Raw genomic sequence first — 26,369 nt, 5'->3', positions numbered from 1 at the left:
GGCGGGGACGCGGTCGTCGGGCGGGCGGGGGAGGCGGCCGTCGGACCGGGCGGGGAAGACGGCCGCCGGACCGGCAGGCCCGAGGCGGGGAACGCGGCCGTCAGACCGCCGGGCCCGGGGCGGGGGACGCGGCCGTCAGGTCGGCAGGCCCGGAGCCGGGAACACCGCCGTCAGACCGCCGGGCCCGGAGCCGGGAACGCGGCCGTCAGACCGGCAGGCCCGGAGCCGGGAACGCGGCCATCAGGTCGGCGACCTCGGCGCGGATCGCGGCGAGGGCGTCCTCGTCGCCCCGGCCGGAGGCCGTGACGCCCCGGTCGATCCACTCCGCGACCGCCGCCATGTGCGCGGTGCCGAGGCCGCGGGAGGTGAGGGCGGGGGTGCCGATGCGGATGCCGGAGGGGTCGAAGGGCTTGCGGGGGTCGAAGGGGACGGTGTTGTGGTTGACGACGATCCCGGCCCGGTCGAGGGCCTTGGCGGCGATCTTGCCGGGGACCTGCCGGGAGGTGAGGTCCATCAGGATCAGGTGGTTGTCGGTGCCGCCGGAGACCAGGTCGAGGCCGCGGGCGAGGAGGGCCTCGGCGAGGGCCTTCGCGTTGGCGACGACGGCGTGGGCGTAGGTGCGGAAGGAGGGCTGGGCGGCCTCGTGGAGGGCGACGGCGATGGCGGCGGTGGTCTGGTTGTGCGGGCCGCCCTGGAGGCCGGGGAAGACGGCCCGGTCGAGGGCCCTGGCGTGTTCCTCGCGGGCCATGAGCATGGCGCCGCGCGGGCCGCGCAGGGTCTTGTGGGTGGTCGTGGAGATCACGTCCACGTGGCCGGCCGGGGAGGGGTGGGCGCCGCCCGCGATCAGGCCCGCGATGTGGGCGACGTCGGCGACGAGGACGGCGCCGGCCTCGCGGGCGATCTCGCCGAAGGCGGCGAAGTCGATGGTGCGGGGCAGGGCGGTGCCGCCGCAGAAGATCACCTTCGGGCGCTCCTTCAGGGCCAGGTCGCGGACCTCGTCGAGGTCGACGCGGCCGGTGTCCGCGCGCACGCCGTACTGGACGCCCCGGAACCACGATCCGGTGGCGGAGACGCCCCAGCCGTGGGTGAGGTGGCCGCCCATGGGCAGGGCCATGCCCATGACGGTGTCGCCGGGCTCGGCGAAGGCGAGGTAGACGGCGAGGTTGGCCGGGGAGCCGGAGTAGGGCTGGACGTTGGCGTGGTCGACGCCGAAGAGTGCCTTGGCGCGCTCGACGGCGAGGGCCTCGACCCGGTCGACGTTCTGCTGGCCCTCGTAGTAGCGGCGGCCGGGGTAGCCCTCGCTGTACTTGTTCTGGAGGACGGTGCCGGAGGCTTCGAGGACGGCGGCGGAGACGTAGTTCTCGCTGGGGATGAGGCGCAGGGTGTCGGCCTGGAGCCGCTCCTCGGCGCCGACGAGGGCGGCGAGTTCGGGGTCGGCGGCGGCGAGGGCGGGGTGCCGGGTGCCGGGTGCCGCTTCGGCGGCGGCTTCGGTGGCGGCGGCTTCGGTGGCGGTGGTCACGGCTTCGGTGGTGGTCACGGTGGTGTCCTCCGGGCGTGGGCGGGGTCCCGGGGCACTGCGTGAGGCGCGGCGCCACGCGGGACTTCGGTCCCGGGACGCCCAGGCGGGCGGCGCCTCGTGTGGTCTGCCGCGCACGGCTCCCCCGGGGTCGCTTCCCCGCGCGCCAGTCGCCGTGCGTGCCGTCAGGGTAGCGGTCCGGCCGTGTCGGAGGTTTCCCCGTCCGGTATGCGAGCGACGATAGGAAAAGGGGGCACATCCACCCCGGGCCGCAGGACGAACGGAGATCCCGTGTCGAGGACAGAAGACGCGATCGCTTCCGCGGAGGCGCACAGCGCCCACAACTACCACCCCCTCCCGGTCGTCGTCGCCTCGGCGGACGGCGCCTGGATGACCGACGTCGAGGGGCGCCGGTACCTCGATCTGCTCGCAGGGTACTCGGCGCTCAACTTCGGGCACGGCAACCGGCGTCTGATCGACGCGGCGAAGGCCCAGCTGGAGCGGGTGACGCTGACCTCGCGGGCCTTCCACCACGACCGGTTCGCCGACTTCTGCGCGCGGCTCGCGGAGCTGTGCGGAAAGGAGGCGGTGCTGCCGATGAACACGGGGGCGGAGGCGGTGGAGACGGCCGTCAAGACGGCCCGGAAGTGGGGGTACGAGGTGAAGGGCGTGCCGGACGGGCACGCGAAGATCGTGGTGGCGGCGAACAACTTCCACGGCCGGACGACGACGGTCGTGAGCTTCTCCACGGACCACGAGGCGCGGGACCACTTCGGGCCGTACACGCCGGGGTTCGAGATCGTCCCGTACGGGGACCTGACGGCCCTGGAGGCGGCGGTCACGGAGAACACGGTGGCGGTGCTCCTGGAGCCGATCCAGGGCGAGGCGGGGGTCCTGGTGCCGCCGGCCGGCTATCTGCCGGGGGTGCGGGAGCTGACCCGGCGGCGGAACGTGCTGTTCGTGGCGGACGAGATCCAGTCGGGGCTCGGGCGCACGGGGAGGACGTTCGCGTGCGACCACGAGGGCGTGGTGCCGGACGTGTACCTGCTGGGGAAGGCGCTGGGCGGCGGGGTGGTGCCGGTGTCGGCGGTGGTGGCCGACCGGGACGTGCTCGGGGTCTTCCGGCCGGGCGAGCACGGGTCGACCTTCGGCGGGAACCCGCTGGCCTGCGCGGTGGCCCTGGAGGTGGTCGCGATGCTGCGGACGGGCGAGTACCAGGAGCGGGCGGCGGAGCTGGGCGACCACCTCCACGCGGAGCTGGGGCTCCTGGTGGGCGGCGGCGCGGTGGAGGCGGTGCGAGGGCGCGGGTTGTGGGCGGGCGTGGACATCGCCCCGTCGAAGGGCACGGGCCGGGAGGTCTCGGAGCGGCTGCTCGACCGGGGCGTCCTGGTGAAGGACACCCACGGCTCGACGATCCGCATCGCCCCGCCGCTGGTCATCTCGAAGGAGGACCTGGACTGGGGCCTGGAGCAGTTGCGGGGGGTGCTGGCGGACTGAGGGGGCCGGGTCTCGGAGGCCGGGCGGGCCGCTTCCGGTACGGGCGGGACGACGGGGCCGGGACCGGCGGGGCGACGGGCGCGGTACGGACGGAGGCGGCGGCGCCGGTACGGACGAGGGCGGCAGGGCCGTCGCGAACGGGCGACGGGCCCGTCCGGGTCAACACGGACCATTGACACGACAGTTGGTCTAGGCCAATGATGCGGCCATGCCGAGACCCCGCTCGCGTCACGCCGTGCGTGCCGCGCTCGCCACCCTCGTCCCGCTCGCGCTCGTCGGCGCGGTCGCGGGTCCCGCGGCCGCCGTCCCCGAGGCGGCCTGGCCCACGCCCGTCCCGGTGGTCTCGCACGTCGAGACCACCGACCCGGTCGTCTTCATCACCATCGACGACGGCTGGTTCCACGACCCCGCCGCCGCGAAGCTGCTGCTCGAACGGCGGGTGCCCGCCTCGCTCTTCCTGCTGCCCGGCGCGTACTCGTACGACGCCGAGTACTTCCGCACCCTGCTCGACCACGGTCCCTCCCGCGTCGAGAACCACACCGTCAACCACCCGGACCTGACGACGCTGGACGCCGCCGGGCAGAAGGCGGAGTTCTGCGGGGCCCGGGACCAGCACCTCGCCCGGTTCGGCGACGGGCCGCGGCTGCTGCGCCCGCCGTACGGCACGTACGACGCGACCACCCTGACCGCCGCCCGCGCCTGCGGGGCGAAGGCCGTGGTGACCTGGACGCACGACCTGACCACCTGGGGCCAGTGGACCCCGCCGACCCCGGAGCTCAAGGCCGGCGACATCGTCCTGCTGCACTTCAACGAGACCCTGGAGCAGGATCTGGAGCGGGCCCTGGACCTGGCCGCGGCGGCGGGCCTGAGGCCCGCGCCGCTCCGGGACTACGTCCCCGAATAGGCCGTTCCGGGACCGCCGTCAGAGGATCACGTGCGGGAGGAAGCGGGCGTACTCGTCGGTGACGGGCCCCGCCGACTCCCGGATGCCGAGGCCCGCCGCCTCGCCCTCGACGACCCACGCGCCGAGGACCACCCGGTTGCCGTCGAAGTCGGGCAGCGGGGCGAGGCCCTGGTAGCAGCAGGGTTCCCCGGTCCGCACGAAGGGCTCCGTACCGGCCTCGTGCAGGGTGACGCCCTCGCCCTCGCGGCCGAGCAGCGGTTTGGCGGCCCAGCCGGTGGTGGTGGCGAGTTCGCGCGGCCCGTCGAGGTGGGCGGGCAGCAGGTTGGGGTGGCCCGGGTACAGCTCCCACAGGATCGCGAGCAGCGCCTTGTTGGAGAGCAGCATCTTCCAGGCGGGCTCGATCCAGCAGGTGGTGCCGGTGCCGCCGCCGTTGTCGAGGGTGTCCAGGACGTGCGGGCCGAAGCGGTCGGTGGTCAGCCACTCCCACGGGTAGAGCTTGAAGCAGCTGCGGAGGAAGCGGAGCCGGTCGTCGACGAAGCGGCCCGAGAGCCGGTCCCAGCCGATCTGCTCGACGGAGAGCGCCTCGGTCTCCAGACCGGCCTGCTGGGCGGTCTCGCGCAGGTACGCGACCGTCATCAGGTCCTCGCCGAGCTCGTCGCCCTCCGAGTGGACGAAGTGCACGGGGCCGGGCGGCAGCAGGTGGGCCTGCCGCCTCCAGGCGTCGACGAGCCGCTCGTGGAGGGAGTTCCACTGGTCGGCGCCCGGGAACCGCTCCTCCATCCAGAACCACTGGGCGCTCGCGGCCTCCACGAGGGAGGTCGGGGTGTCGGCGTTGTACTCCAGCATCCTGGCCGGCCCGGTGCCGTCGTAGCAGAGGTCGAACCGGCCGTAGACCGAGGGGAGTTCGTCGCGCCGCCGCCAGGACTCGGCGATGAGTCCGGCCAGCCGGGGGTCGGTGACGCCGAGCTCCGCGAAACGTTCCTTCTCGACGATGTGTGCGGCCGCCGCGAGGGACATCTCGTGCAGCTCCTCGACGACCTCCTCCAGCGCCTCGACCTCGGGCAGGGAGAAGGAGTAGTACGCGCTCTCGTCCCAGTACGGGCGCAGCGAACCGTCCGGGTAGCGGGTCAGGGGGTAGACGACCCCCTGCGCCTCGACCGTCCGCTGCCAGTCCGGGCGGGGTTCGATGGTGTGGCGTTCCATGCCCGGCCGCCTCAGCCGCCGCCGGTGCGGGAGCAGCCGAAGCCGCCGCTGTCGACGGCGGTCCTGTCGAAGCTGCCGCCGCTGACCTTCCGGTCGCTGACGGAGCCGCCGTAGTAGTAGGAGCCGCGGGGCGTGGTGCTGGTGCCACTGCTGCTGCCACCGCTCCCGCCGCCGTCGCACTCGTAGCGGGGCAGCTGCTCCCGGGTCAGCCGGTCCACGCACCGCTTGTCCGGTTCGGAACCACAGGCCGTGATCGTCATCGCCAGCAGGCCCATCCCGCCGAGCACCACCGTGCTCGACCTCAGCCTCCGCATGTCTGTCACCCTCCCCCTTCGCGGTCGCGATCCTCACGGCCGCGCCGCTCACGGTCACACATGCCGCGACCGCCAGTCCAGTCCGGTGCTTTCCGCCCACAGGACCTAGAGTCGTTTCGTGCTTCTCGGGATGATTTGTGCGTTTGCTTCAGCCATCTGCTACGGCACGGCCTCCGTCCTCCAGGCGGTGGCGGCCCGCGCCGCGGAGCCGGGCTCGGGCAGCGGGGTCGATGTGGCGCTGCTGTGGCGGGCGGTGCGGCAGTGGCGATATCTCGCCGGTCTCTGCCTCGACGGGCTGGGGTTCGTCCTCCAGGTCGTGGCCCTGCGGACGCTGCCCATCTACGTGGTGGGCGCGGCCCTCGCGGCGAGCCTGGCGGTGACGGCGGTCGTCGCCTCGCGGGTGCTCCGGGTGCGGCTGAGCCGGGTGGAGCGGACGGCCGTGGCCGTGGTCTGCGCGGGGCTCGCGATGCTGGCCCTCGCCTCGGGGAAGGAGGGCCACCGGGCGGGCCCGGAGGCCCTGGACTGGGCGCTCCTGGCCGTCGTGGCCGGGCTCCTGCTGCTCGGCGCGGCGGCCGGCCGGCTGCCGGACCGCCCGCGCGCGCTCGTCCTCGGCCTGGGATCGGGGTTCGGCTTCGGGGTGGTGGAGGTGGCGGTCCGCCTGATCGACGGGATCGACCCGGCGGACCCGGCCCTGTACGCGCTCCTGACGGGCGGCGGGGCGGCGTTCCTGCTCCTGACCTCGGCGCTCCGGCGGGGCTCGGTGACGACGGCGACGGCGGGCATGGTGCTCGGCGAGACGATCGGCCCGGCGCTGGTCGGCGTGGCCTGGCTCGGCGACACGACCCGCGCCGGCCTCGGCCGGCTCGCGGTCACCGGCTTCGCGGTGGCGGTGGCGGGCGCCCTGACCCTGGCCCGCTTCGGCGAGGCGCCGGACCCGGGGGCGGAGGCCGGGCGCTCGCACCGGCCCGGATAGGGAGCGGCCGCGTGCGATGATCCGGCCGTGCCGGAACGGATCGAAGCGGTGGACTGGGGCGCGGTGCCGGGCCCTCCCGGGTGGTACGAGCCGGAGCGCGTCGGCCGCGGCCTGCGGGTCCTCTCCGGGGCGTCGAGCCTGGTGCGGGCGGCGGAGGCCGGGTCGCTGCTCGGCTGTGGCGGGATCGTCCACGACCACGGCGGCTCGGTGTTCCCGGCGGCCGCGATCGCCGCTCCCCTGCTCCTGGACATCGCCCGGCGGGGCCACCCGGCGGCGAGGGACACCGCGCTCGTACTGCTCGACGAGGCCCTGTCGTTCCATCCGCACCCCGGCTACGAGCGGGTGGCGGAGCCCGACGGCACCGAGGTCCCCCTCTGCTGCGCCCTCGCCCACCACCTGCGGGCCCACGCCGACCTCCTCACCGGCCTGGGCGGGGCGGGCAGGACGCTGCTGGCCGACGCGGCCACGCACTGGCGCTTCGAGATCCGCGAGTGCGTCGCCGACGGCGGCGGCACGGCGGCCTTCGGCCTCCTGACCGGCCGCTTCCCCGACGGCGTGCACGCGGCGCGGATGCACCTGGGCGGGACCGTCACCCCGCTGAACGGCCTGACCCTCGACCACCCGCCCGAGGGCGACTCCCCCGAAGCCTTCCTGCGCCTGCTCGCCCACCCCCCGGCCGCACTGCCGCCGGGTGCGCTCCTGCTGCCGGCGGAGTGCGGGTACCGGGTGCACTGACCCGGTGCGGTGCACGGCGGGACCTGCCAGACCCCCGCCGGGCGGCCCCCGCACCGGTCCTCGGGCCGGCAGCACCCGGCACAAGGCCTCCAGCGCTCCCGGCCACGCACTGTCCGACGGGGTGGCGTAGCCGACGACGAGGCCTGCCGGGGGCGGGGGTGCGGTGGGGCGGCGGTAGGGGAGAGGCCCTCGACGGCCAGGCCGTGGCGGGCGGCGGTGCGCGGGGTCGCCTCCGCGGTGCCGGGCGGGAGGGGCAGGACGGCGTGCAGGCCGGCCGCGAGGCCGCCGACCCGGGTGACCGGCGCGTGCGCGGCCACCGCCGCCACGAGCTGGTCGCGGCGGCGCCGGCAGCGCAGCCGCACCGCCCGTACGTGCCGGTCGTACGCCCCCGGGCCCGGGAACTCCGCGAACGCGAGCCGGTCCGGCGCGCTCGGCGCCCCGTGCGCGGCCCCCTTCCCCACCACCCCGTCCACCAGGTCCTCCGGCAGGACCATCCACGCCGGGCGCAGGCCGGGCGCGAGGGACCTGCTCGCGGTGCCGAGGTGGACGACCCGCTCGGGGTCGAGGCCCTGGACGGCCCCCACGGACTTCCCGTCGTAGCGGAACTCGCCGTCGTAGTCGTCCTCCAGGACGAGGCCGCCCGAGGACCGCGCCCAGTCGCGTCCCCCGGAGCTCCAGGTGGAGGTCGGACCCGAGGACGGGCCGGTCGTCCGCCCTGCCCGGGTCCTTCGCCTCGTACGGGTCCTGCGGGTCCTTCGCCCCGTGCCGGTCCCGCCGGGCCTGCGAGTCCTTCGCCCCGTGCGGGTCCCGCCGGGCCTGCGGGACCCGCGTCTCGTGCCGGTCGTGCGGGTCCTGCCGGTCGTTCGCCTCGTTCGCCGCGGGCAGGGACCCCGTCCCTTCGCCCGATAACGACTTGATCCGATCCCGGCGGTGGGGATGATGGTCCGATGGACGCTCCCCTCCCGATCGACCTGGAAACATGGCCGCGCCGGCAGCACTTCGAGCACTACCGCCGGGCCGTCCCGTGCACGTATTCGATGACGGTGGAGCTCGACGTCACCGCGTTCGCCGCCGCGCTGCGCCGGTCCCCGCGCAAGACCTACCTCGCGCAGGTCTGGGCGCTCTCCTCGGTCGTCAACCGCCACGACGAGTTCAGGATGTGCCTCACCGCGTCGGGCGGGCCGGCCGTCTGGCCCGTCGTGCACCCGGCCTTCACGGTCCTCAACCCGGAGCGCGAGACGTTCGCGTGCGTGTGGGTGCCCCACGACCCCGACTTCGGCGCGTTCCACGACGCGGCCGCGCCCCTGCTCGCGGAGCACGCCCGCGCCACCGACTTCTTCCCGCAGGGGCCGCCGCCGCCCAACGCGTTCGACGTGTCGAGCCTGCCGTGGACGTCCTTCACCGGGTTCGACCTGAACATCGGCGGCGGCTGGGACCACCTCGCGCCGATCTTCACGCTCGGCCGGTACGTCGAGCGGGAGGGCCGGGTCCTGCTGCCCCTCGCCCTCCAGGCGCACCACGCCGCCGCGGACGGGTTCCACTCGGCGCGGCTCGTCGAGGAGCTCCGGGCCCTCCTCGCCGAGCCTTCCTGGGTCGAGGAGGGGCCGGTGCCCTGAGCGCCGGGCCGGGGTCAGTACGGGCCGGGCTCGAAGAACTCCAGGGCCACCCGCAGCACTTCGCGCTGCTTCGGCCAGTCCGCCTCCGGGCCCGCCGCCAGGATCGCGTAGTGGTTGCCGTCCGCCGCCGTGAACGCCCGGTCGACCACCTTGCGGCGGCCCCCGTCGCGGTCGTACGCGTACACCAGCTCGACGGCGTCGGCCGGGGCGTCCGGTTCGCCGGTGACCCGTTCGAGGCTGATCTCCTCGTACCCGGGCTTGGTGGCCCTCCCGTCCTGCGAGGTGCCGCGCAGGGCCTCGTACGGCGTCAGGCCCGACTCGGTGACCACGAAGACCTGGAGGAGGCTCCGGCCGTCCGGCGCGTTGTAGAAGACGCCCTGGTCGTTCTCGGTGCGGTGCCAGTCCTCGGGGATCGCGAGCGTGAAGCTCTTGAGGTCCTTCACCGTCCGGTAGCCGGGCGGGGGCGTGCCGTCCGCGGGGGTGCCGGAGGAGCTCGGCGTCCCGGAGGGCGTCGCCGTCGTCTCCGGCGCCTCCTCCTCCGGGACCGTCGCCGGGGCCGACACCGAACCCGGCGCGCCCGCCGCCGGGTCCTCCTGCCCGTCCCCGCCCCAGAGCAGCCAGCCGCCGACGGAGCCCGCCGCCAGGACGGCCACGGCCACCCCGGCCGCGACCGCCGTCCGCCCGGAGGAGCGGTTCGGGGGCGGGGGCGGCGCGTACTGCCAGTCGCCCGTCTCCGGTACGTAGCGGGGCCCGTGCTCCGGCGCGTGCCCCGGTCCGTGCTCGGGCGCGAAGGGCGCGGGCGGCGCGGGCGGCACAAACGGCGCGGACGGCGGTGGAGGCGGCGGGAGGAGCGGGCCGCTCCCGCCGACGGGGCCGGGGGCGGGCCCGGCGGCCGGGGCGCCCGTCTCCCAGCTCTGCGTCTCGTCGTTCCAGCGGGCTCCGCCGCCCCCGTACCCGCTCATCTCATCCTCCGAGGAGGGCGCCGACGGCCTGCCCCACGGCCACGCCCGAGGCGAGGATGCCGGTCACGGCGCCGGCGTCCGCGAGGGCGCGGCGCAGGCGGATGAGGCGGCCGGTGTCCGCGCGGCCGGTGCCCTCGATCTCGTCCTCGGCGTCGGAGAGTTCGGCGTCCAGGGCGGTCGTCCGCTCGGAGGCGACGACGCCTCCCAGGTCGGTGCGCAGACGGCGGATCGCCCGGAGCAGCTCCTCCTGGAGGGGGTCGCGGGACGGCTGGTTCCCGGTCACGGTGTTGGTGACGGTGTTCTGGTCGCCGATGGTGACGTTGCCGCCGGTGTTGGAGACCTGGATGCCGTCGCGGCGCGGGGTGTTGTCGGTGTCAGCCACGGTTGCCTCCGGGCGTCGAGGTGGTGAAGGTCTTGTTGGTGACGGTGTTGTTGTTGCCGAGGGTGACGTTGCCCTTGGTGTTCTCGATGAAGGTGCCGCCCTCGGCGACGTGGACGATCTTCTGCTCGAACTCGGCGGTCTCGTAGCCGGCTTCGCGGAGCGCGACCGTCACGCCGTTCGCGACCCGGTCCTGGACGCTCTTCAGGTAGCGGCTGACGTCCATCTCCTGGAACAGGGAGGCGTCGTCGTCGGAGCCGAGCTCGCGGACCGAGACCTCGGGGCCCTCGGGCAGGGCGTGGGCGTGGCCCGCGGTGAGCAGCCGCCAGGCGTGGCCGAGCGAGCGCCAGAGGGTGACGACGGCCTGGCCGGCGGAGCGCGGGGTCTGGCCGAGGGCCCACACGGCCTTGCCGAAGTGGTGGTTGTGCCGGTAGCGGTGGGCGATCCGGTCGGCGTACCGGTAGAGCGGCTTCACCGGCCGCAGGACGTGCGGGGCGACCTCCAGCATCAGCATGCCGCCCTGCGTGTGGACGCGGACGAAGACGGTGGTGACGATCTCCTCGCCCCAGCCGCCGACCCGGATGCGGAGGAAGTGGCGGCGGGTCTCGCCGCCCTCCTCGATGGAGCCCGAGCGGTGCGCCTCGAACCCCTCGGGGGTGTAGGGGGCGGCGGTGCGGGCCGGGAGGCCGTCGACGGGCAGGAAGACGACCTCGTCGATCTCCAGTTCGCGCAGCCGGTCCCGCACGGCCTCCCGGATCTGCGGCGAGCCGTGCGGGGAGGGCACGCGCAGCGCCTCCACGAGCGGGACGACGTGCCGCATGATGGCGCTGTTGTCGAGCGGTTCGGGCGCCTTGCCGTCGAGGTCCTTCCGGGGGCGCAGCTCGATGGAGAGCGACCAGGGCTCGTACGGTTCGCCGGCGCCGCAGAACGGGTCGTCGGCGCCGTACATGACCAGCCGCGCGTGCTGCTCGATCCGGATGCGCTCGCGCAGCCGGCGCGAGCGGGCGCCCTCGGCCTGCTCGGCCGGGTCGGCGCGCTGGTCGGGGAAGCGCTCCTTGGAGAGCTCCTGGGTGAGCGCGCGGGCGAACTGGCCGCGCTGGACGGCCACCGCCCAGGCGACGAGCAGCGGCACGGCGACGGTGATCCACGCCTCCAGCCTGCCGACGCCCCACACCTCCTCGGCGGCCAGCTGCGACAGGGCGCCGAGGAACTCGCCCGCCTCGGAGAGGTCGCCGAGGATCTCCCAGCGCTCCTCCTCGTCGCCGACGGCGAGGAAGAGGAGGAACAGCGCGCCCTGGAGGAGCATGAACCGCCCGTACCAGCGCAGGAAGAAGGCGGGCACGAGCCGGTAGACCGGGGTGGCGGCGGTGGCGGCCCGGCCGCGGACCCAGCGGGCGATCCCGAGCAGCAGGAAGGGCACGACGAGGAGGACCACGAGTCCCTTGGTGAGCGGGAACGCGATGATCCAGAGGGCCAGGACGCCCGCGGCCCAGCCGAGTTCGACGCGGCGGGCGCGCAGCGCGTGGGCGAGCACGCGGCTCGCGTCGTAGCCGAGCGAGGGGGCGGCGAAGCGCTCCTCGTGGACGTAGAGCTGGTCGATGACCGCGTCGCGGAAGCCGTCGTCGAGGTACGCGCCGGCGCAGAGCAGCCGGGTCGCCTCGCTGGTGGCCGGATGGGTGCCGGACGGCGGGGCGGTGCCGTGGGGCGGTGTGCCGGACGGCGGGACGCCGGGTGGCTGTCCGGGCTGCTGGGGTACGAACGACTGCGCCAAGGCTCCCCCGATGGTGTTCAACTGTCCTCCGCTCCCGTGGAGTCGACCGGGAGCCGGTGGCACAGCATAGGGGAGGCGGGGACGTCCTGTCGGGGGAAAAACGGTGCGGAGGAGGCGGTGCGGGGGCGGTGCGGAGGACGCGTGGAGGGGGCTGTTCGCGGGGCGCGCGGAGATGCGGTCCGGGGGGCGTACGGAGAGGTGGTGCGCGGGCGCGCGGAGCGGTGGTCCGGGGGGCGTGCGGAGAGGTGGTGCGCGCGGGGGCGGCGCGAAAGGACGGCGCCCCCGGTCCGTACGGTCGGTCGTACGGGCCGGGGGCGCCGGAAGTGCGCGAGGTACGGGCTCAGATGAGGCCGAGCTCGCGGACCGCGTCGCGCTCCTCGGCGAGCTCCTGCACGGAGGCGTCGATGCGGGCGCGGGAGAAGTCGTTGATCTCCAGGCCCTGGACGATCTCGTACTTCCCGTCCTTGGTGGTGACGGGGAAGGAGGAGATGAGGCCCTCGGGGACGCCGTAGGAGCCGTCCGACGGGATGCCCATGGAGGTCCAGTCGCCCTCGGCGGTGCCGTTGACCCAGGTGTGGACGTGGTCGATGGCGGCGTTCGCGGCGGAGGCGGCGGAGGACGCGCCACGGGCCTCGATGATCGCGGCGCCGCGCTTGGCGACGGTCGGGATGAAGGTGTCGGCCAGCCACGCCTGGTCGTCGACGACCTCGGCGGCGTTCTTGCCGGCGATCTCCGCGTGGAAGACGTCCGGGTACTGGGTCGCGGAGTGGTTGCCCCAGATGGTGAGGCGCTTGATGTCCTCGACCGAGGCGCCGGTCTTGGCCGCGAGCTGCGACAGCGCGCGGTTGTGGTCCAGGCGGGTCATCGCGGTGAAGCGCTCGGCCGGGACGTCCGGGGCGGCGGCCTGGGCGATCAGGGCGTTGGTGTTGGCCGGGTTGCCGACGACGAGGACCTTGATGTCGTCCGCGGCGTGGTCGTTGATGGCCTTGCCCTGCGGCTTGAAGATGCCGCCGTTGGCCGCGAGCAGGTCGCCGCGCTCCATGCCCTTGGTGCGGGGGCGGGCGCCGACGAGCAGCGCGACGTTGGCGCCCTCGAAGCCCTGGCTCGGGTCGTCGAAGATGTCGATGCCCTTGAGCAGCGGGAAGGCACAGTCGTCGAGCTCCATGGCGGTGCCCTCGGCGGCCTTGACGCCCTGCGGGATCTCGAGGAGGCGCAGCTTGACCGGCACGTCCGCGCCGAGCAGGTGGCCGGAGGCGATGCGGAAGAGCAGCGCGTAGCCGATCTGGCCGGCCGCGCCGGTCACGGTGACATTCACGGGAGTGCGGGTCATGGCGATCTCCGTAAGACAGCTGGCGGTGGGGGTCCCTGCCCCTGGTGCGGGATACCCCTCTTGATCGATCGGTGTCTCGACGTGAAGAGATATCCAGCGGTCAGGCTATCCGACCCGGGCCCTCCTGAATCCCCACCCCCTTGTGGTCCGGCTCACTGCCACCCGTCCGCGCGGACCCTCCCGCCGGCCCGTCGCACGGGCCCCGGCGCCGTCCACGAGGGTGCCGCGGGCGCGCGCGGGGCGACGGCGGGCACCGGGGCGTGCGCGTCGGTCTCCGTCGCCGCCGCGTCGGCGTCCCCGGGGGCGGTGGCGCGCTCGGCGACGGCCGTCACGCCGAGGCCGCCGCGGTCGATCGGCCGGCGGATCCGCTCGGCGAACGCGCGGTCCTCCGGGCCGAGTTCGCCCGGAAGCGCCTTCCAGCCGGGCGTGCGCGGCCCCGCGCCCCCGCTCCCGTCCGCCCCGTCGAAGGACGGCGGTTCCGGGGGCGGCGCGTCCCCGCGAAGGGGAAGAGGTAGCGGAATGGTCACTTCCGTGCCACAGCGCGCCGACGGGCCTTGAACCGGCGTTGGCACGTACATGACCCTTGATCACGACGGCGCCCGCCCTCCCACGGGGGAGAGGGCGGGCGCCGCACTCGTCGACGGGCGGGACCGGGCCCTACGTCACCGTCAGGTGGAGCACGTCCTCCAGGAACGGGATCCGCAGCCAGGGACCGGGCTGCACCATGAGCGCGAGCAGCACGATCAGGGCGCCCATCACCCCGTACGTGATCATGTCGGTGAAGCGGGACCGGACCGCCAGCATGCCCACGGACGGCACCGTCCGCCGCATCACGGCCCCGAGCAGGAGCGCGGTCCCGACCAGGATCGTCCCCACCCGGAAGGACTGCGGGAACGCGTCCGCGCCCACCACGAGCAGTCCGGCCCCGGCGACGCAGAGGACCGTGAGCAGCGGCCACTGGCGCGCGGGCGCCGGGGCGGCGCCGGGCGCGGCCCGTCCGCCGCCCTCGGGGCGCGCGGTGTCGGTGGTGACGGTGGGCGGGCGCCTGCGCGGTCCGCGTCGCATCCGGAGGCTCCCCGGGGTCACGTCAGAGCGCCGCGGCCGCGCGCTCGGCGGCCTCGACGACGTTGACGAGGAGCTGCGCGCGGGTCATCGGGCCCACGCCGCCCGGGTTCGGGGAGATCCAGCCGGCGACCTCGGCGACGCCGGGGTGCACGTCGCCGACGATCTTCCCCTCGGCGTTGCGCGAGACGCCGACGTCGAGGACGGCCGCGCCCGGCTTCACGTCCTCGGGCCGGATCAGGTGCGGCACGCCGGCCGCCGCGACGACGATGTCGGCGTTCCGCAGGTGCGCCGCGAGGTCCCGGGTGCCGGTGTGGCACTGGGTCACGGTGGCGTTCTCGGAGCGGCGGGTGAGCAGCAGCGGCATCGAGCGCCCGATGGTGACGCCGCGCCCGACGACCACGACCTCGGCGCCGTCGATCTCCACGCCGTGGCGGCGCAGCAGGGTGATGACGCCGTTGGGCGTGCAGGGCAGCGGGGCGGGCTCGTTGAGCACCAGGCGGCCGAGGTTGGTCGGGTGCAGCCCGTCCGCGTCCTTCTCCGGGTCCATCAGCTCCAGGACGCGGTTCTCGTCGATGCCCTTGGGCAGCGGGAGCTGCACGATGTAGCCGGTGCAGGCGGGGTCCTCGTTGAGCTCCCGCACGACCGCCTCGATCTCCTCCTGCGTGGCGGTGCCCGGCAGCGTGCGCTGGATGGAGGCGAGGCCGACCTCCGCGCAGTCACGGTGCTTTCCGGCCACGTACTTCTGGCTGGCCGGGTCGTCGCCGACGAGGACGGTGCCGAGTCCGGGCGTGACGCCCTTCTCCCTGAGGGCCGCCACACGGACGGTCAGATCGGACTTGATCGCGGCTGCGGTGGCCTTGCCATCGAGAATCTGGGCGCTCATGGAGCCATCTTCCCGGATGCCCCCCGCCTTCTTCCAATTCGCCCGTACGGAGGGGCTCCGGACCCGGAACGGAAGGTTGCACTTGCACAACTCCGTCCCGTATCGACTGGACAAGAAGTCGACGGTACGACGACGATGATCCGCGCAGTACCGCGGAAAGTGCCGGGGGGAAATCCGCTCAGATGCCGTGAAAGTCCTCCGCGCGGGCCGCGTCGTCCCCGCACAGAGAAATTTCACGGAGGAATCCCGCCATGAGCTTCGGCGACCCGAACAACCCCTACGGCCAGCCCCAGGGACAGGGTCAGCAGCAGCCCGGTTACGGCTACCCGCAGGGCCAGCAGCCCGGTTACGGCTACCCGCAGCAGGCCCCGCAGGGCGTGCCGCAGCAGGGCTACGGCTACCCCGCCGCCCCGCCGGTCTCCCCCTACGCCGGCAGCGGCTACCCGGGCGCGGGCGGCTACGGAAACGTTCCCCCGCTGGCGCACTGGGGCTGGCGCGTCCTGTCCCGGCTGATCGACAGCGCCATCATGCTGGTGCCGTACTACATCCTCGCCGGCGTCGGCGCCGCGATGGGCAGCAACAGCGGCAGCAGCGGCGAGAACGGCCTCGCGGTGGTCCTCACCCTGGTGGGCTTCGTCTACCTGGTCTTCATGTTCTTCTTCCAGGTCTACAAGGAGGGCGCGACGGGCCAGACGATCGGCAAGAGGATCGTCGGCACCCGGACGCTGCGCGAGTCGGACGGGCGCCCGCTCGGCTTCGGCATGTCCTTCGTGCGCCAGCTCGCGCACTTCCTCGACGGCATCGCCTGCTACATCGGCTACCTGTGGCCGATCTGGGACTCGAAGAAGCAGACCTTCTCCGACAAGGTGTGCAGCACGCTGGTCGTCAAGGAGAACGGCTGACACCGCGTCCGCTCCGTTCCACGCGGGAGGCCCCGGGCATCGACCGATGCCCGGGGCCTCCCCGTCGTCCCGCGTCCCGCGCGGGGTCAGCGCCGCTTCAGGACCGCGAACCCGTCCGAGCGGTGGGTGAGCTCGTAGCGGGCCCGGGGATGCAGTTGCGAAGCCAGCCGCTCCGGGTCCGAGGCCTGCTGCGACCAGCCGCGCAGGTCGTAGACCAGGTAGTCGGGGTCGACCTCCTGGGAGGTCCCGGCCCAGTAGACCCGGTGGTCCGCCGTGAGGTGGGCGAGGAGCGAGACGTCCGTCTCCACGCTCGCCCCCTCCGGCACCCGCGCCAGCGCGTCCCGCGCCTGCGCGACCCGCGCGTCCGAGCGGTACGTCTCCGGCTTCAGGAGCTCGCGCAGCGGCAGGTTCGCGGCGAGGACGAGCGCGACCGCCGTCGCCACCGGGACGACGACCCTCCCGTACGAGGCGAGCCAGGCGCGCGGCGAGGTGCGGACCGCGCGGACGCCGTCCACGAGGGCCAGGAAGACCACCGGCATGAGGATCGCGCTGTAGTGCCAGTGCATGCCCCAGTGGTTGGGGTCCTGGGAGAGGAAGCGCCAGCCCAGGGTCGGCAGGACGAGCAGCACCAGCGGGGAGCGCAGGGCGAGGAAGCCGGTGATCGCGAGGAGGTAGAGGACCATCTCCCAGCGCTCGCCCGAGGCGAGGGCGTCGCCGACGACCTGCCCGAAGGAGGTGTCGGCCCCCTCGCCCGTCTTCTCGATCTTGGACCAGTAGTCGTACTGGCCGAGGCTGCTCGCCGCCGGGATCAGGACCAGGACCGTGAGGGCGAAGGCGGAGACGCCGAAGGCGGCCAGGGCGGCGCCGAGCCGGCGGCTCCCCTTGAGGAGGACGACCGCGCCGACCATGGCGACGGTGAGCCCCATGTCCTCCTTGACGAGGATCAGCGGGACCGCCCAGGAGGCGGCCAGGGACCAGCGGCCGAGGAGCAGGGCCCGGCAGGTCAGGGCGAGCAGCGGGACGGCGAAGGCGATCTCGTGGAAGTCGGACCTCACCGCCTCCTGGAGCCCCCAGGAGAGCCCGTACGCGACCGTGAGCCCGAGGCCGGCGGCCCGGCTGCCGAGCACCTCCTGCGCGGTGCGGCCGACGACCACGGCCGAGGCGGCGAAGAGCGCGGCCTGCGCGAAGAGCAGGGCGACCGGCGAGGGCCAGATCCAGTACAGCGGCGCGAGCAGGGCGGTGACCGGGCTGAAGTGGTCCCCGAGGATCGGGAAGCCGGGCCCCTTTATGTCCACGATCGGCGCCCGGAACTCGGCGTACGCGCGGACGGACTGCCCGAAGATCCCGAGGTCCCAGGAGGGGGTCCGGAAGTGCGCGTACTGCACCCAGGAGTACAGGAAGTAGAGGCCGCAGAGGACGGCCGCGAGGACCAGGTACGGGCGGAGGGGGGCGGGCGGGAGGCCCGGCCGCGTTCCGGGGCCGGCCGCGTCCGGTGCGCCCGGCGCCTCCGGCGCGCTCGCCGGAGCGGGAATGCCGGCGACGGGGGCGCCGGATCCGACGGCCTCCTCGGGGGACTTGTTCCCTACGTCCAACATCACGCCCTCATTACCGGCGGTCGACAGAAGAGCAATCCATTAGAACAGAGACCACCCGATCGACTGATCCGCCGACACGACGTGGACGGCCCGCCGCCCCGGTGGGGGACGGCGGGCCGTTCGCGCCGCGCGGATCCGCGTCAGTGGAAGAAGTGGCGGGCGCCCGTGAAGTACATCGTCACGCCGGCCTTGGCCGCCGCCTCGACGACCAGCTCGTCGCGCATCGAACCGCCGGGCTGCACGACCGCCTTCACTCCGGCCGCGGTGAGGATCTCCAGGCCGTCGGGGAAGGGGAAGAAGGCGTCGGAGGCGGCGTACGAGCCGCGCGCCCGCTCCTCGCCCGCCCGCTCGACGGCCAGCTTCGCGGAGTCGACGCGGTTGACCTGGCCCATGCCGACGCCGACCGAGGCGCCGTCCTTGGCGAGCAGGATCGCGTTGGACTTGACCGCGCGGCAGGCCTTCCAGGCGAAGGACAGTTCGGCCAGCTCCTCGGCGGAGAGGGCGTCGCCGGTCGCCAGGGTCCAGTTCGCCGGGTCGTCGCCGTCGGCCTGGAGGCGGTCGGCGACCTGGAGGAGGGCCCCGCCGTCGATCGGCTTGACCTCGACCGGGTCGGCCGGGGCGCCCTCGGCGCGCAGCACGCGGATGTTCTTCTTCCTGGCCAGGACCTCGACCGCGCCGTCCTCGTAGGCCGGGGCGACGATGACCTCGGTGAAGATCTCCGCGACCTGCTCGGCCAGCTCGACCGTCACCGGGCGGTTGACGGCGATGACGCCGCCGAACGCGGACAGCGGGTCGCAGGCGTGCGCCTTGCGGTGGGCCTCGGCGACGTCGGCGCCGATCGCGATGCCGCACGGGTTGGCGTGCTTGATGATCGCGACGCAGGGCTCGTCGTGGTCGTACGCGGCCCGGCGCGCGGCGTCGGTGTCCGTGTAGTTGTTGTACGACATCTCCTTGCCGTGGAACTGCTCGGCCTCGGCGAGGCCGCCCGTCCCGTCGACGTAGAGCGCGGCGCCCTGGTGCGGGTTCTCGCCGTAGCGCAGGACGTTCTTCCGCTCGTACGTGGCGCCCAGGAAGTCCGGGAAGCCCGAGTCGTCGGCGGCGGCGTAGTCGGCGGCGAACCAGGAGGCCACGGCCACGTCGTACGCGGCCGTGTGCCGGAAGGCCTCGCCCGCGAGCCGCTTGCGGGCGGTCAGGTCGAAGCCGCCGGACCGGACGGCGGCGAGCACGTCGCCGTACCGCTCGGGGCTGGTGACGATCGCCACGGACGGGTGGTTCTTCGCGGCGGCGCGGACCATGGAGGGGCCGCCGATGTCGATCTGCTCGACGCACTCGTCCGGGGTGGCGCCGGAGGCGACCGTCTCGCGGAACGGGTAGAGGTTCACGACGACCAGGTCGAACGGCTCCACGCCGAGCTCGGCGAGCTGTTCGCGGTGCGACTCCAGGCGCAGGTCGGCGAGGATGCCGGCGTGCACGCGCGGGTGGAGGGTCTTGACGCGCCCGTCCAGGCACTCGGGGAAGCCGGTCAGCTCCTCGACCCTGGTGACGGGAACGCCCGCCGCGGCGATCTTCCCGGCCGTGGAGCCGGTGGAGACGAGCTCGACACCGGCCTCGTGCAGGCCGCGGGCCAGGTCTTCGAGCCCCGTCTTGTCGTAGACGCTGACCAGCGCGCGGCGGATGGGCTTAACGGTGTCCGTGTTCACCGACATGAACCTTTCGTCCCTCAATGCGGTAGCCGTGCCGGGCGAGACGCCCCACGACGTCGACGAGCAGCGAGCGCTCGACTTCCTTGATGCGCTCGTGCAGAGCGGCTTCATCGTCCGTCTCCCGCACCTCGACCACGCCCTGGGCGATGATCGGGCCGGTGTCGACGCCGTCGTCGACGAAGTGGACGGTGCACCCGGTGACCTTCGCGCCGTAGGCGAGGGCGTCGCGCACCCCGTGGGCACCGGGAAAACTGGGGAGCAGGGCCGGGTGGGTGTTGACGACCCGGCCGTCGAAGCGGGCGAGGAACTCCTTGCCGACGATCTTCATGAAGCCGGCCGAGACGACGAGGTCGGGCTCGTGCGCGGCCGTCGCCTCCGTCAGGGCGCGGTCCCACTCCTCGCGGCTCGCGTGGTCCCCCACCCGGCACACGAAGGTCGGCAGCCCGGCGCGCTCGGCGCGCTCCAGGCCGGCGATCCCGTCGCGGTCGGCGCCGACCGCGACGACCTCCGCGCCGTACCCCTCGGGGTCGGCGGCGATGCCGTCGAGGAGGGCCTGAAGGTTGGTACCGGAACCGGAGACCAGGACGACGAGGCGGGCGGCAGCCACTGGGTCACTCTTTCCGTGGTGTTTGTGCGGTCGTACGAACGAATCGTGCCGCTCGATACGGGGAACCCTACGAATGGCTCGACCGTCAGCAACGATACCGGCACACCGGGCGGCCCCCACGGGACGGGGGCGGAGCAGGGCGGTAGCGTCAGGGTCCGACGCCGGGCCCGGCAGGGGGACCGGGCCGCGGACGGACAGCACGAGCCAGCAGCGGAGACCACGGGTGCGGTCGTGGTCGAGACGACAGAGGGAAGACGTTCAGCAGATGCCGGAACGCCAGTCCACGGACGACAACAACCCGTTCGCGCCGCCGCCCGAGGGGCGGCCGGATCAGCCGTGGCAGCCGCGGCGGCCGGAGGGCCCGGACGACGGCGGGTCCGGGACCCCGGACCCGCCGGCCCCGTCCGACGGCCGCTGGAGCCCGCGCCAGCCGGGCCCCTCCCAGGACGGCTTCGGGCGCGGACCCGAGCGCCAGGGCGGTCAGGGGAGCCAGGGCGGTCCCGGGCAGGGCGGCTCCGGGCGCGGCCCGGGGCTCCGCTGGGACCCGACGGACCCGGCGCAGCGGCGGGCGCGGTACGCGATCCTCGCCGGCATGTGGGGCCTCTTCTTCGCCCTCTTCGAGATCCCGGAACTGGCGCTGCTGCTCGGCGCCCTCGGCCTCTACTGGGCGATCAGCTCGCTGCGGACCGGGCCGAAGCGGGGCGAGGAGCGGACGGCGGACGGGGCCGGCGGGACCGGCGGGGTGTCGCCGACGTCACAGCCGGCGTCCCAGCCCTCGGGACGGGCCCCGGCGCAGGGCGCCTCCCCGGTGGCCGCCCCGGTGCGGGCGATGCGGACGGCCGCGATCAGCGGTCTGGTCGCGTCGGGCATGGCCCTGGCGCTCGTGGCGGGCGGCTTCACCATGCAGATCGTCTACCGCGACTTCTACGAGTGCCGCGACGACGCCCTCACCCAGGCGGGCCGCCTCTCCTGCAACGACCTCCTGCCGAAGCCGCTGCGGGCGACGTTCGGAGTGCGGGAGTAGGCGGGGGCTACGCGCCGGGGGCGGGGGCCTCGGACTTCCCGGAGCCCTCGGCGCCGGGGTCCGGATCCGGTTCCGGTTCCGGTTTCGGTTCCGGGACCGCCCGGGGCTCCGGGTCCGGGTCCGGCCTCGGGTCCGGGGAGGGTTCCCAGGCCGCCGGGAGGAAGTCGTACGGCTCGTAGCCGGTGTCCCCGAGGGGGTCGCCGTACGGGTCGGCGCAGGAGCGTCCGTACGGATCGCCGTGCGGGCCGGTGTACGCGGCGCCGCCCGGGCCCGGTGCCCCGGGAGCCGCCCCGGTCCGCCGGAGGGGGCCCCGGATCCGGCCGAAGACCGGGACCGGGCGCCGCGCCCACGTCCACGTCCGGGAGGGCGTCCGGTCGGCGGCGTCCGCCCCGTCCGTCGTCCTCGCGGAAGCCGGGGGCGGGGCCGGGGCCGGGATCGGGGTCGGCACCGGGGCCGGTGCGCGCTTCGGGCGCGGGGCACGGCGGCCCCAGGCCCGTACCCCCAGGGCCGCCGGAACGCCCACGCAGGTCCCCCACAGCATCGCCGCCGCGCCCGCCTGCCACCCCACCGGGCCGAACGCGGACAGCCGGCCGGAGCCCAGCGGTCCGCCCGCCGCTCCGGCGAGGGCGGCGACGGCCGCCGCGCACGTCCCGGCCGCGCCCAGCGCCGTCAGCACCGTGTCACGGGCCGTCCAGGTCCGCGCCGAGCGGCCCACCCGGTGCCCCAGGAGCACGGCCGCGACCAGCGGGACCGCCGCGACCGACCAGTGGAGCCAGCCGCCGCGCCCCTCGGCGGGCACCGCGGCCAGGAGCGGGAAGGGCGGCACCGCCGGGTCCCCGGCGAGGCCCAGCGGGGTCGCGAGGGCCCCCGTGCCGAGGGCGAAGCCGGGCCCGAGGCCGTACGAGGCGCCCCACACGGCCGCGTTCGGCAGCAGCGCCAGGACGAGGAGCAGGACCACGGCCCGTCCCGACCACTCCCCCGCGAGGCCCAGGAAGACGGTCTCCGCCCGGCCCGCGCGCCAGGTCAGCGAGGCCGCGGCGGCCGTCGCGCCGCCGACGAGCAGCGTCACGAGCCCGAGTCCCGCCGCGCGCGGCAGGACCGCCCACCGCTGCCCGGGGAACGGGCGGCCGAGCGCCGTCCAGACCCCCGCGGCCGCCGCGCCGGTGACGACGGCGGGCGGCCAGAGCCCGGCCGTGACCAGTTCGGCGGGGAACGGGCCGCTCTCGCTGTAGAGCACGACCGCCGCGGCGACCAGGAGGTATCCGCCGGTCACCGAGGCGATCGCGCCGCTCGGGGAGGGGCGCGGCCGGTCCCGGCCGCCGGGGCCCGGGTCGAGGGTGTCGCGGGCGGCCCGGTGGACGAGCCAGACGGGCAGGGCGGTCAGGAGGAGCGGGACGACGCCGAGGGGCGCGGGCACGCCGGAGAGGGTGTCCGTGCGGACCAGGTCCACGCCGTGGGCCAGCAGCCAGAGCCCGGCGGCGGCGTGGAGGACGTCGTTGGGGCCGCCGTCGGGGAACGGCGAGCTGATCCAGGCCGCGATCACCAGGACCGCGAGGGCGCCGAGGCCGAGTCCGGCGGCGACCCCGCCCCGGACGCAGGCGGCGGCGAGCGCGGCGGAACGGCCGCCCTGGACCAGGGGGTGCTCGGTCACGTGGGTCACGGGGCCATGCTCCCAACGACACGCGCTTTCGCCGCGTAACAGGCAAACATCCGCTGTGTCGCCCAAGATACGTTTATGTACTTTTCCGCCCAGAGAAGCTCTGCGGGAGGTCGACGCCCATGAGCCGGAGCACCGCGGATTCCACCCCCTCCGCCACCCTGCCGACCCCCAAGGAGCGGCGCAGGTTGCGCGAGGCCCTCGCCCTGAGCGAGGAGCAGGTCGCCGAGGCCATGGGCGTCACGAGAGCCACGGTCAAGGCGTGGGAGACGGGGCGCTCGGCGCCCCGGGGCCGCAAGCGCGAGGCGTACGCGCGGCTGCTCGGCGCGGACGGGCCCGAGGGCCCGCCGCCGCCCCCGGACCCCACCGGGCGGGCGGAAGCGGTTTCCGGGCCCGCCCTCACTCCTTCGGCCCCCTCCTCCCCGGTTTCCTCCCGGCCGCCCGCCACTCCGGCCGGCGACGGGGTCTCCATGCCGGCGGAACGCCTGAAACCGGAGGCGCCCGAGCCGGAGACATCGCCGCCGCGGGAAGCGCCGGAAGCGCCGGAGAAGGCCGGGGCGGCGGAGCCCGGGGCGGTGGAGACGGTGGAGGGGCCCGGGGCGGTGCGGAAGCCCGGGGCGACGGAACCGGTCGCGCCGGCCGCGGGTCCCGCCGCGCCCGGCGGGCTCACCCCCGAGGAGGCGTTCGACGCGCTCTACGCGCACGCCGCGCCCGGCCTCGTCCACCAGACGTACCTGCTCACCGGGCGCCGGGCGCTCTCCCGGGAGGCCGTGGAGCGCGCCTTCCAGCAGGCGTGGCAGCGCTGGCCCGAGGTCGCGGTCGACGCGGACCCGGTGGGCTGGGTGCGGGCGACGGCGTACGAGTACGCCCTCTCCCCCTGGCACCGGCTGCGCCGCGCCCACAAGCACCCCGACGCCGCACCGGCCGAGGCGGGCCGGCGGGGGCAGGAGCTGCTCTCCGCGCTGCTCGAACTGCCGCCGCCGCACCGCCGGACCGTGCTGCTCTACGACGGTCTCGGCCTCGACCTGCCGGACACGGCGGCCGAGACGGAGGCGAGCACCCCCGCCGCCGCCAACCGGCTGCTGCACGCGCGCACGGTCCTCGGCGGGAAGGACCCCGACCTGGCCGAGCCCGGGGAGCTGCACCGGCGGCTGAAGGCGCTGGTCGCGGAGGAGCCCGTGACGGAGCTCCCGGCGGCCCGCGCGGTCCGGACCGGCAGCGAGCACCGGACCCGGACCTGGACGCGGGCGGTGGTCGGCGTGACGGCGGTCCTCATCGCGATGACCGGCTTCACGGCGGTGACCGCGCCGACCCGGTACGTCCCGGTGAACGCGCCCGGCGAGACCGTCAACGGCGTGCCGGTGCGCGGCGGCCCGGAGAAGCTCAGGCCCGAGGACGTGGAGCTCCGCGACCGGCTGCGCTCCGAACCGAACCCGGGCCCCGAACGGCTGGTCCCGCTGGCCGGATAGCCGCCCCGTCCCGCCCCGTGGTGCGGGAGGGATCCGTACGCGAGCGGGCCCGTACGCGAGTGGATCCGTACGCGAGTGGATCCGTACGCGAGTGGGCCCCGCCCCCGCCCGGTCTCCCGGGAGGGGGCGGGGCCCACTCGCTGTGCGGTGGCGGCGTCAGCCCGCGAGGATCGCGCGCGCCAGCTTGGCCGTCTCGGTCGGGGTCTTGCCGACCTTGACGCCCGCGGCCTCCAGGGCCTCCTTCTTCGCCTGGGCGGTGCCGGAGGAGCCGGAGACGATGGCGCCGGCGTGGCCCATGGTCTTGCCCTCGGGCGCGGTGAAGCCCGCGACGTAGCCGACGACCGGCTTGGTGACGTTGGCCTTGATGAAGTCGGCCGCACGCTCCTCGGCGTCGCCGCCGATCTCGCCGATCATGACGATCAGGTCGGTCTCCGGGTCGGCCTCGAAGGCCGCCAGGGCGTCGATGTGCGTGGTGCCGATGACCGGGTCGCCACCGATGCCGACGGCGGACGAGAAGCCGATGTCACGGAGCTCGTACATCATCTGGTACGTCAGCGTGCCGGACTTCGAGACCAGGCCGATGCGGCCCGGCTTCGTGATGTCGCCCGGGATGATGCCGGCGTTGGACTGGCCCGGGGTGATGAGACCGGGGCAGTTCGGGCCGATGATGCGGGTCTTGTTGCCCTTCGCCTGCGCGTACGCCCAGAAGGCGGCGGAGTCGTGGACGGCGATGCCCTCGGTGATGACGACGGCCAGCGGGATCTCGGCGTCGATCGCCTCGACCACGGCGGCCTTCGCGAACGCCGGCGGGACGAAGAGGACCGAGACGTCGGCGCCGGTCTCCTTCATCGCCTCGGCGACGGAGCCGAAGACCGGGACCTCGGTGCCGTCGAAGTCGACGGTCGTGCCGGCCTTGCGCGGGTTCACGCCGCCGACGATGTTGGTGCCGTCGCCCAGCATGAGCCGGGTGTGCTTCATGCCCGTGGCACCGGTCATGCCCTGGACGATGACCTTGCTGTCCTTGGTCAGGAAGATAGCCATGGTGTTCTGACCTCGTCCCTTACTTCGCAGCCGCGAGCTCGGCGGCCTTGTCGGCCGCGCCGTCCATGGTGTCCACGCGCTGCACGAGCGGGTGGTTCGCGTCCGACAGGATCTTGCGACCCAGCTCCGCGTTGTTGCCGTCGAGGCGCACGACCAGCGGCTTGGTGACCTCTTCGCCCTTGGAGGCGAGGAGCTCCAGGGCCTGGACGATGCCGTTGGCGACCTCGTCGCAGGCGGTGATGCCGCCGAAGACGTTGACGAACACGGACTTGACGTCCGGGTCGCCCAGGATGATCTCCAGGCCGTTCGCCATGACCTCGGCGGAGGCGCCGCCACCGATGTCGAGGAAGTTGGCCGGCTTCACGCCGCCGTGGTTCTCACCGGCGTACGCGACGACGTCCAGGGTCGACATGACCAGACCGGCACCGTTGCCGATGATGCCGACCTCGCCGTCGAGCTTGACGTAGTTGAGGTTCTTGGCCTTGGCGGCAGCCTCGAGCGGGTTGGCTGCGGCCTTGTCCTCCAGGGCCTCGTGGTCGGGCTGGCGGAAGTCGGCGTTCTCGTCGAGCGAGACCTTGCCGTCGAGGGCCAGGATGCGGCCGTCCTTGGTCTTCACCAGCGGGTTGACCTCGACGAGGAGCGCGTCCTCGGCGACGAAGGTCTTCCACAGGGTCACCAGGGCCTCGGCGACGCCCTCGGCCACGTCGGCCGGGAACTTCGCCAGGGCCACGATCTCGCGGGCCTTCTCGATGCTCACGCCGTCGACGGCGTTGACCGGGACCTTCGCGAGGGCCTCGGGGGTCTTCTCCGCGACCTCCTCGATGTCCATGCCGCCCTGCACCGACGCCATCGCGAGGAAGGTGCGGTTGGTGCGGTCGAGGAGGTACGAGACGTAGTACTCCGCCTCGATCTCCGGGGACAGCTCGGCGATCATCACCTTGTGGACCGTGTGGCCCTTGATGTCCATCCCGAGGATGTCCGTCGCGCGGGCGACGGCCTCGTCCGGGTTCGCCGCCAGCTTCACGCCGCCGGCCTTGCCGCGGCCGCCGACCTTCACCTGCGCCTTGACGACCGACTTGCCGCCAAGACGCTCGGTGGCCTCGCGCGCCGCCTCAGGCGTGTCGATGACTTCACCGGCCAGCACCGGTACACCGTGCTTGGCGAAGAGGTCCCTCGCCTGGTACTCGAACAGGTCCACGCGCGTCCGTCCCTTTTCTGATGAT

23 protein-coding genes and 2 pseudogenes are annotated in these 26,369 nt (G+C 74.4%); 8 read left to right on the top strand and 17 right to left on the bottom strand.

The genetic code is table 11. From position 1 onward, the window contains the following. Positions 1–205: 205 nt before the first annotated feature. Complete coding sequence (glyA, locus tag ACIQKA_RS00870) at positions 206–1,519, bottom strand: serine hydroxymethyltransferase (protein ID WP_402540236.1); 1,314 nt, start codon at positions 1,517–1,519, stop codon at positions 206–208. Positions 1,520–1,807: 288 nt separating this feature from the next. Here glyA and rocD point away from each other — a divergent pair, with 288 nt between their 5' ends. Beyond that, positions 1,808–3,013, top strand: coding sequence for an ornithine--oxo-acid transaminase (rocD, locus tag ACIQKA_RS00865; protein ID WP_383151207.1), 1,206 nt, complete (start codon positions 1,808–1,810; stop codon positions 3,011–3,013). A 208-nt stretch (positions 3,014–3,221) separates the two neighbouring features. Further along, positions 3,222–3,917 carry a polysaccharide deacetylase family protein gene (locus ACIQKA_RS00860; protein ID WP_402539576.1) on the top strand — a complete coding sequence of 232 codons (696 nt, stop codon included), beginning with the start codon at positions 3,222–3,224 and terminating at the stop codon, positions 3,915–3,917. A gap of 18 nt (positions 3,918–3,935) precedes the next feature. On the opposite strand, the gene ACIQKA_RS00855 is transcribed toward ACIQKA_RS00860, so the two are convergent. Further along, positions 3,936–5,120, bottom strand: coding sequence for a glutathionylspermidine synthase family protein (locus ACIQKA_RS00855; RefSeq protein WP_383151209.1), 1,185 nt, complete (start codon positions 5,118–5,120; stop codon positions 3,936–3,938). An 11-nt stretch (positions 5,121–5,131) separates the two neighbouring features. Then, positions 5,132–5,434, bottom strand: a complete 303-nt coding sequence (locus tag ACIQKA_RS00850; protein ID WP_402539575.1) for a hypothetical protein — start codon at positions 5,432–5,434, stop codon at positions 5,132–5,134. 130 nt (positions 5,435–5,564) lie between these two features. Between ACIQKA_RS00850 and ACIQKA_RS00845 the strand changes: the two genes are divergently transcribed. Continuing rightward, positions 5,565–6,407 carry a hypothetical protein gene (locus ACIQKA_RS00845; RefSeq protein WP_402539574.1) on the top strand — a complete coding sequence of 281 codons (843 nt, stop codon included), beginning with the start codon at positions 5,565–5,567 and terminating at the stop codon, positions 6,405–6,407. 27 nt (positions 6,408–6,434) lie between these two features. Further along, positions 6,435–7,142, top strand: coding sequence for a hypothetical protein (locus ACIQKA_RS00840; protein ID WP_402539573.1), 708 nt, complete (start codon positions 6,435–6,437; stop codon positions 7,140–7,142). A gap of 66 nt (positions 7,143–7,208) precedes the next feature. Here the strand turns inward: ACIQKA_RS00840 and ACIQKA_RS00835 are convergent. After that, positions 7,209–7,801, bottom strand: a pseudogene (locus tag ACIQKA_RS00835) (PLP-dependent aminotransferase family protein); the annotation flags it as partial. A 288-nt stretch (positions 7,802–8,089) separates the two neighbouring features. Between ACIQKA_RS00835 and ACIQKA_RS00830 the strand changes: the two are divergent. After that, positions 8,090–8,758 (top strand): CatA-like O-acetyltransferase, encoded by a 669-nt coding sequence (locus tag ACIQKA_RS00830; protein ID WP_383429416.1) that lies wholly within the window; start codon positions 8,090–8,092, stop codon positions 8,756–8,758. Between the two features lie 14 nt (positions 8,759–8,772). Here the strand turns inward: ACIQKA_RS00830 and ACIQKA_RS00825 are convergent, their stop codons facing one another. The 7 genes and pseudogenes from ACIQKA_RS00825 to ACIQKA_RS00795 form a co-directional block, all read right to left on the bottom strand. After that, entirely contained in the window at positions 8,773–9,720 is a 948-nt protein-coding gene (locus ACIQKA_RS00825; protein ID WP_391093444.1) for a serine/arginine repetitive matrix protein 2, read from the bottom strand. 1 nt (position 9,721) lies between these two features. Then, positions 9,722–10,102: a hypothetical protein gene (locus tag ACIQKA_RS00820; RefSeq protein WP_383429412.1), complete on the bottom strand. Its 381-nt coding sequence runs from the start codon at positions 10,100–10,102 to the stop codon at positions 9,722–9,724. Continuing rightward, positions 10,095–11,891: a hypothetical protein gene (locus ACIQKA_RS00815; RefSeq protein ID WP_383151217.1), complete on the bottom strand. Its 1,797-nt coding sequence runs from the start codon at positions 11,889–11,891 to the stop codon at positions 10,095–10,097. The genes ACIQKA_RS00820 and ACIQKA_RS00815 overlap by 8 nt, the downstream gene beginning before the upstream one ends. Positions 11,892–12,210: 319 nt before the next feature. Next, the gene (locus tag ACIQKA_RS00810; protein WP_383151218.1) at positions 12,211–13,200 is read right to left on the bottom strand and encodes a malate dehydrogenase; all 990 of its coding nucleotides are present in this window, start codon (positions 13,198–13,200) and stop codon (positions 12,211–12,213) included. A gap of 152 nt (positions 13,201–13,352) precedes the next feature. Next, a complete protein-coding gene (locus tag ACIQKA_RS00805) occupies positions 13,353–13,727 on the bottom strand; it encodes a hypothetical protein (protein WP_402539572.1) in 375 nt (124 codons plus the stop codon). A gap of 130 nt (positions 13,728–13,857) precedes the next feature. Next, positions 13,858–14,235, bottom strand: a pseudogene (locus ACIQKA_RS00800) (DUF3017 domain-containing protein); the annotation flags it as partial. A gap of 52 nt (positions 14,236–14,287) precedes the next feature. Beyond that, on the bottom strand, positions 14,288–15,148 hold the full coding sequence (locus ACIQKA_RS00795) for a bifunctional methylenetetrahydrofolate dehydrogenase/methenyltetrahydrofolate cyclohydrolase (protein WP_383151220.1): 861 nt from the start codon (positions 15,146–15,148) through the stop codon (positions 14,288–14,290). 251 nt (positions 15,149–15,399) lie between these two features. Between ACIQKA_RS00795 and ACIQKA_RS00790 the strand changes: the two genes are divergently transcribed. Beyond that, a complete protein-coding gene (locus ACIQKA_RS00790) occupies positions 15,400–16,050 on the top strand; it encodes an RDD family protein (protein ID WP_383151221.1) in 651 nt (216 codons plus the stop codon). Positions 16,051–16,136: 86 nt separating this feature from the next. On the opposite strand, the gene ACIQKA_RS00785 is transcribed toward ACIQKA_RS00790, so the two are convergent. From ACIQKA_RS00785 to purN, 3 genes are all read right to left on the bottom strand, one after another. Further along, positions 16,137–17,645 carry a DUF2079 domain-containing protein gene (locus ACIQKA_RS00785; RefSeq protein WP_383151222.1) on the bottom strand — a complete coding sequence of 503 codons (1,509 nt, stop codon included), beginning with the start codon at positions 17,643–17,645 and terminating at the stop codon, positions 16,137–16,139. A 140-nt stretch (positions 17,646–17,785) separates the two neighbouring features. Further along, entirely contained in the window at positions 17,786–19,351 is a 1,566-nt protein-coding gene (gene purH, locus ACIQKA_RS00780) for a bifunctional phosphoribosylaminoimidazolecarboxamide formyltransferase/IMP cyclohydrolase (protein WP_383151223.1), read from the bottom strand. Continuing rightward, complete coding sequence (gene purN, locus ACIQKA_RS00775) at positions 19,326–19,955, bottom strand: phosphoribosylglycinamide formyltransferase (RefSeq protein ID WP_383151224.1); 630 nt, start codon at positions 19,953–19,955, stop codon at positions 19,326–19,328. The genes purH and purN overlap by 26 nt, the downstream gene beginning before the upstream one ends. A 265-nt stretch (positions 19,956–20,220) precedes the next feature. Between purN and ACIQKA_RS00770 the strand changes: the two genes are divergently transcribed. After that, a complete protein-coding gene (locus ACIQKA_RS00770; protein ID WP_383151225.1) occupies positions 20,221–20,979 on the top strand; it encodes a hypothetical protein in 759 nt (252 codons plus the stop codon). Between the two features lie 7 nt (positions 20,980–20,986). Here the strand turns inward: ACIQKA_RS00770 and ACIQKA_RS00765 are convergent, their stop codons facing one another. Next, positions 20,987–22,639, bottom strand: a complete 1,653-nt coding sequence (locus ACIQKA_RS00765) for a DUF6350 family protein (RefSeq protein ID WP_402539571.1) — start codon at positions 22,637–22,639, stop codon at positions 20,987–20,989. 119 nt (positions 22,640–22,758) lie between these two features. On the opposite strand from ACIQKA_RS00765, the gene ACIQKA_RS00760 reads away from it, so the two are divergent. Further along, the gene (locus ACIQKA_RS00760; RefSeq protein ID WP_402539570.1) at positions 22,759–24,105 is read left to right on the top strand and encodes a helix-turn-helix domain-containing protein; all 1,347 of its coding nucleotides are present in this window, start codon (positions 22,759–22,761) and stop codon (positions 24,103–24,105) included. 156 nt (positions 24,106–24,261) lie between these two features. Here ACIQKA_RS00760 and sucD read toward each other — a convergent pair whose 3' ends face one another. Further along, on the bottom strand, positions 24,262–25,146 hold the full coding sequence (gene sucD, locus ACIQKA_RS00755) for a succinate--CoA ligase subunit alpha (RefSeq protein WP_053641201.1): 885 nt from the start codon (positions 25,144–25,146) through the stop codon (positions 24,262–24,264). Positions 25,147–25,165: 19 nt separating this feature from the next. Next, a complete protein-coding gene (gene sucC / locus ACIQKA_RS00750; protein ID WP_383151228.1) occupies positions 25,166–26,344 on the bottom strand; it encodes an ADP-forming succinate--CoA ligase subunit beta in 1,179 nt (392 codons plus the stop codon). Positions 26,345–26,369 lie beyond the last annotated feature (25 nt).

This window comes from Streptomyces sp. NPDC092045 (assembly GCF_044756005.1).
GTDB lineage: Bacteria > Actinomycetota > Actinomycetes > Streptomycetales > Streptomycetaceae > Streptomyces.
Note: the sequence above shows the minus strand (reverse complement) of the source record. Positions and strands in the feature narration are given on the sequence as shown.

Bases quoted from the DNA above. Each gene is read 5' to 3' on its own strand.
- ACIQKA_RS00795 (WP_383151220.1), bottom strand. From the start codon at position 15,148: ATGAGCGCCCAGATTCTCGATGGCAAGGCCACCGCAGCCGCGATCAAG.
- purH (WP_383151223.1), bottom strand. From the start codon at position 19,351: ATGTCGGTGAACACGGACACCGTTAAGCCCATCCGCCGCGCGCTGGTC.
- ACIQKA_RS00830 (WP_383429416.1), top strand. From the start codon at position 8,090: ATGGACGCTCCCCTCCCGATCGACCTGGAAACATGGCCGCGCCGGCAG.
- ACIQKA_RS00860 (WP_402539576.1), top strand. From the start codon at position 3,222: ATGCCGAGACCCCGCTCGCGTCACGCCGTGCGTGCCGCGCTCGCCACC.
- ACIQKA_RS00850 (WP_402539575.1), bottom strand. From the start codon at position 5,434: ATGCGGAGGCTGAGGTCGAGCACGGTGGTGCTCGGCGGGATGGGCCTG.
- sucD (WP_053641201.1), bottom strand. From the start codon at position 25,146: ATGGCTATCTTCCTGACCAAGGACAGCAAGGTCATCGTCCAGGGCATG.
- ACIQKA_RS00845 (WP_402539574.1), top strand. From the start codon at position 5,565: ATGATTTGTGCGTTTGCTTCAGCCATCTGCTACGGCACGGCCTCCGTC.
- ACIQKA_RS00810 (WP_383151218.1), bottom strand. From the start codon at position 13,200: ATGACCCGCACTCCCGTGAATGTCACCGTGACCGGCGCGGCCGGCCAG.
- ACIQKA_RS00825 (WP_391093444.1), bottom strand. From the start codon at position 9,720: ATGAGCGGGTACGGGGGCGGCGGAGCCCGCTGGAACGACGAGACGCAG.
- ACIQKA_RS00785 (WP_383151222.1), bottom strand. From the start codon at position 17,645: ATGTTGGACGTAGGGAACAAGTCCCCCGAGGAGGCCGTCGGATCCGGC.
- ACIQKA_RS00770 (WP_383151225.1), top strand. From the start codon at position 20,221: ATGCCGGAACGCCAGTCCACGGACGACAACAACCCGTTCGCGCCGCCG.
- ACIQKA_RS00790 (WP_383151221.1), top strand. From the start codon at position 15,400: ATGAGCTTCGGCGACCCGAACAACCCCTACGGCCAGCCCCAGGGACAG.
- ACIQKA_RS00855 (WP_383151209.1), bottom strand. From the start codon at position 5,120: ATGGAACGCCACACCATCGAACCCCGCCCGGACTGGCAGCGGACGGTC.
- ACIQKA_RS00760 (WP_402539570.1), top strand. From the start codon at position 22,759: ATGAGCCGGAGCACCGCGGATTCCACCCCCTCCGCCACCCTGCCGACC.